The 4,624-nt window shown below is 71.5% G+C and carries 4 protein-coding genes; 3 read left to right on the top strand and 1 reads right to left on the bottom strand.

Annotation, left to right across the window (positions count from 1 at the left end):
- Positions 1-433 precede the first annotated feature (433 nt).
- On the top strand, positions 434-1,159 hold the full coding sequence (trhA, locus tag AC0CYZ_RS09495) for a PAQR family membrane homeostasis protein TrhA (RefSeq protein WP_472214602.1): 726 nt from the start codon (positions 434-436) through the stop codon (positions 1,157-1,159).
- On the opposite strand, the gene AC0CYZ_RS09490 is transcribed toward trhA, so the two are convergent.
- Positions 1,081-1,332 (bottom strand): hypothetical protein, encoded by a 252-nt coding sequence (locus AC0CYZ_RS09490; protein WP_472214600.1) that lies wholly within the window; start codon positions 1,330-1,332, stop codon positions 1,081-1,083. The genes trhA and AC0CYZ_RS09490 overlap by 79 nt on opposite strands.
- Positions 1,333-1,504: 172 nt before the next feature.
- Here AC0CYZ_RS09490 and AC0CYZ_RS09485 point away from each other — a divergent pair, with 172 nt between their 5' ends.
- Together AC0CYZ_RS09485 and AC0CYZ_RS09480 are read left to right on the top strand one after the other, a co-directional pair.
- Entirely contained in the window at positions 1,505-2,389 is an 885-nt protein-coding gene (locus AC0CYZ_RS09485) for a DMT family transporter (protein WP_472214598.1), read from the top strand.
- Between the two features lie 998 nt (positions 2,390-3,387).
- The gene (locus AC0CYZ_RS09480) at positions 3,388-4,545 is read left to right on the top strand and encodes an MGDG synthase family glycosyltransferase (protein WP_472214597.1); all 1,158 of its coding nucleotides are present in this window, start codon (positions 3,388-3,390) and stop codon (positions 4,543-4,545) included.
- The last annotated feature ends 79 nt before the right edge of the window (positions 4,546-4,624 follow it).

Genomic DNA, 4,624 nt, shown 5'->3' with positions numbered 1-4,624 from the left:
GTCGGCCCGAGCATCGGACAGCAGCATCACCGAGGCGACAGCGGCCCGGGCAACGGCCCCGGCAACGGTGGGGCGGCCCCGCAGAGCAACGCTGTCCCACCAGCCCCCGCCGCCGCCACCCCGGGGGCGGCCGGCGCCGGGGGCGCCGCCGTCACCGGCGGGTTCTCGTGACCGCCCCCGTTGAGCGGTCCAGCCGGCCCTCAGCCGCATCGGGGTCACACATCTCGACGCCAGGCGACGTTGCTGTTCCTGATGACGGAACTGCTCACCACGGGGGTGGGCGAGCCCGCACGAGGCTGGAAAGGATGGACCACTCCGTCGATGATCTGCGTTCCTCGATGGACGCCGACCGGCAGCGACTCGGTGCGCGGGCCATGAGGACCGCCTCCCCAGCGGACGCGGCCGCCGCTGTGCTGGCGCTGCTGAGCACTCGATGACCGCCGGGCCCGACGTCTCCCCCGGCGTTGGCGCCGCTCGAGTCGTCATCGGGCCGGAGCCGACCGCGCCCGCCGCCCACACCGGTAAACCCCGATGGCGTGGATTCATCCACCTCTCGGCCCTGCTCGCCTCGCTCGCCCCCGGGACCTCGTTGATCGCAGTCGCCGCTGCCACCGTGTCCAGGGCTGCCGCCGCCGCGACCGCGACCTATGTGCTCACCCTGCTCGCCTTACTGGCGGCCAGTTCGCTCTACCATCGGGGTTGGTGGGCCAGCGACCTGACCAGGAACCGCTTGGGCCTGATCGACCAGGCGATGATCTTTGTGTTCATCGCCGGCACGTACACCCCCTTGATCGCTCTGGCCATGCCTCGCGGGCCTGCGCTATCGCTGCTCGCGCTGGTCTGGGGCGGCGCCGGGGCCGGCGTCGCGGTCACCTTGCTGTGGCGGCGGGCCCCGCGCTGGGTGGCCGTTGCGCTGTGCTTCGTCCTGGGCTGGGTAGCGGTACTCCTGCTTCCCGACGTGCTCATCCACGGCGGCACCGTCGCGGTCGCGCTGCTCATCGCCGGGGGTGTCTTCTTCACCGCAGGCGGCTGCGGCTACGCCACCCGCCGCCCGCACGGCTGGCCGGAGATCTTCGGCTTTCACGAGTTCTTCCACGCGGCAACGATCATCGCCATGACCTGCCAGCACATCGCGATCTGGCTCGTGCTCGTCGCCTGACTAACCACCGCCTCCCATATGCCGCGCAGCGGGCGGTCGCGGCAGGCGGCGCCGTAGTTGGCTTCGCCCTTGTCGTTGATTGAGGTGATCCCGGTCGGACAGGTCACCGAGGCGCCGGCGGCGTCGACGGTGACGTCGTCGAGGGTGAACCCGCCCTCGACCGCGGGCCACAACGGCTAGGCTTGATCACCGGGGTGTGGTCGGACCTGCCGCGTGCGGGGCGCCTTGGGAGCGGCCGACCAGCAGCTGGGGATCGTGGTCTTCCCAGTGCCCCACGACACGGCACTGGGACCTGGGACGGCCTAGCGTGGGCTACCTTGATCGGCTCAGAACGGACGGCTGCAAGTGCTGGAAGCGCTGAGTCTTGTACTGGCCGCGGTCGCAGCGGTGGGCAACGGCGCCGCGTCGGTGCTGCAACGGAAGGCGGCGTCCGAGGGTGCGGGCGTCGACATGGCTTTCGGGCTTCTGCGGACCTTGGCGCACAACCCCGTGTGGGTCGGTGGGCTGGCCTGCATGGTGGGGGCCGTGCTGGTTCAGGCAGTTGCCCTGTCGATCGGTCCGATCTCCCTCGTTCAGCCGATCCTCATTCTCGAATTGCCGATCACGCTCGTGCTCGCCGGCTGGGCGTTCGGGTCGCCCCTGACGACTCAAGAGTGGCTCCCGATCGCGGGCATAACAGTCGGGTTGGCGGTTTTGCTGACGGCGCTGTTGCCATCGGGGGGCACAGCCCAGGCCTCGGCGTCGGGTTGGTTCGTCGGGCTCGCGGTCGGGCTGGCTCTGGCGGCGGGCCTCGTCCACGTCGCGCGGCGGAGCAGGGGCGATCGGCGCGCCGTCTTCTATGGGCTGGCGACTGGCATCGGCTTCGGACTCACAGCGGCTCTGATCAGTGCCGTCGGCTCGTCTATTGCTTCGACCGGCCCGTCAGCGCTGTTGGGGAGCTGGCAGACCTACGTGCTCGTCGTGCTTGGACCGTTGTTCTTCTTCCTCCTCCAGAGGACCCTGCAGGCAGGGCAACTGGTGGCCTCCCAGCCCGCCCTGACGCTGGCGAACCCCCTGTTCGCGGTGGTGTTCGGCGTGGCGGTGTTCGATGAACGAGTGCGTGGAGGGTGGTGGTTGTGGCTTGCCCTCCTGGGAGTCCTGGCTATCGTCGCGGGTACCGTGCTTCTCTCTCGGTCGCCCCTGCTGCAGGAGGGGCCTGGCGCGCGTCCCCCTCGTCGGCGGCGCCGATAGTCGATTCCGACCCGAGCTCGTGGCCGATGACCGACGACACCCGCTCGCCGACCCGACCGGATTCCTGGTCGTCGTCGACCAGGCGGTTCCTCGCTCAGCGTGCGCATTCATGTCGTCCAACAGCAATTCAGATGATGCGCTGCTCGTCGACCAGGCGATCGACCGGGGTAACGCCGGTCGCGGCGTCAACCCGGCTGCTGCCCACTCGCACCAGCTTCGCCGTCCGCGACCCGCTCACCGAATCTGGAGTCGGTCTCCCCTAGCTCGGCGGGCGCAGTAACGGTGCACCGTTCTTCGGTCGCACCGGCTAGCTGCGCGCTGCCGACCACAAACAATCGGTCAGCGCCAGCTCTCCGAGGATTCCATCATCTCCCCGTCGGATTCGGACGAGACTCCCCTCTGGACGGACAACGGAGTTGAGTCGCTCCTCTAACTCATCCGGGTGAGGAGGATCGCTTGCGACGACACGTGAGCCGGGGCGGTCACTGCTGACTGCGCATCGGCAATTCTCTAGTGCTACGGGTGCGTAGCGAGCACCTCACACATCTCCCCGGCGGGTGCGCACACGTGCCACGTCGTCAACTACCTTCCGCCAGCCGCGAACCGGGTGTCCGCCGGCCGAAATCCAATAGCTGTCGGCCGCGCTCTCCGTGTCGGGCGGACAGGTGCGCGTTCGGGGGACCACCATGAGCGGGGTCCGGTGACGACGTCGCTCAGAGCGTCGTTCGTTCTTCCGGGCGATCGACGGTCCGGGCGGCCTTGCTGCCCCGACATCGACGTCGGTGGCCCGCCCGGTCCTACGACGGACGACATGACGCACACAGGTCTTACCCAGCTCTGACCTGCACCACGTCATCGGTTCACCCCTGGCGCGCATCGTGATCACTGGCCGGGGAGCCCGGCCGGTCCTCGAGACAGGCCCGTGGAGGTCATCGATCATGTCCGCACCGGTAGCGTCCGTCGGCTCACGCCCTGCGGGCCGGCGACTCGTCCCCCTGGTGGTCGCAGGAACCGGCCCCGCGACGACGTTGCCGCTGGAGCAGATCGCGATCCGGGGCCGTGTGGTGATCATCAGCGCCACCGTGGGGCAGGGCCACGAGGGCGCAGCCCGCGAACTCGCCCGCCGCCTGGACCGTCGCGGCGTCACGGTCGAGGTCCACGACTACCTCGACGCCCTCCCCGGCTACGCCCGCCGCGTGCTGCGCGACCTCTACGCGCCCACCGTGCAGTACGCCCCGGCCCTGTTCGACCGCCTGTTCCACGGGCTCGAGCACCACGGCGCCCTGCGCCGCGTCGCCGACTGGGTCTGCCAGAGCGCGGAGGCCACCGTCGAGGCCTGGGCGGCCGACGCGGACGTCGTGGTCACCACCTACCCACTCGGCGGCCAGACCCTCGGCGCGCTGCGCGAGCAGGGCCGGCTCACCGTGCCCGCCGTCACCTACCTCACCGACCCGGCCGCCCACGCGACGTGGTGCCACCCCGCGGTCGACCACCACCTCACCGTCACCCGGGCGACCGCCGCCGACGCGGCCCGCTACGGAGTGCGCGCCCGGGCGACCGGACCGCTGGCCGCTCCGGCCGCCCGACGTCGGACGCGTGTGGCAGTGCGCGAGGAGCTGGGGCTGCCCCCGGCCGCCCCGGTGGCGCTGATCAGCGCCGGGTCGCTCGGCATGGGCTCGGTCCGCCGCAGCGTGCAGGACCTGATCGAGCACCCGGACCTCCGCGTGGTCGTGCTCTGCGGGCGCAACGACCGGCTCCGTCGACGGCTGGCGCGGCTGCCCCGGGTCGTGGCGCTCGGCTGGCGCGACGACGTGCCCGCCCTGATGGGCGCGTGCGACGTGCTCGTCCACAACGCCGGGGGCCTCTCGCTCACCGAGGCGCTCGCGGTGGGTCTCCCCGCGATCACCTATCTCCCCATCCCCGGCCACGGGCTGGCCAACGCCGACGTGCTCGACCGGGCGGGCGTCGCCCCGTGGCCCCGGGACGTGCACGGGCTCGCCGCCGCCGTCGACGAGGTCGTGGCCGGCGGGCCGCGAGCGTCGGGCGACCTGTGGCGGGACGGCGCGGACCCCGCGGCCGTCGTCCACGGGATCCTCGCCTCCGCGCTCAGCCCGACACTCCGGTCGCCCCTCTCCGCCTCGACCGGGCGCTCGTGAGCGGCACGCTCGAGGCCGCCGGGACGGCCGTGCTGGCCGCGGGCCTGCTCGGCACCTCCAGCGTCGCGCAGCGCCGCGG

Source organism: Actinomycetospora sp. (assembly GCF_055612215.1).
Note: the sequence above shows the minus strand (reverse complement) of the source record. Positions and strands in the feature narration are given on the sequence as shown.

Coding starts and splice junctions, on each gene's coding strand:
- trhA (WP_472214602.1), top strand. CDS start 434: ATGACCGCCGGGCCCGACGTCTCCCCCGGCGTTGGCGCCGCTCGAGTC.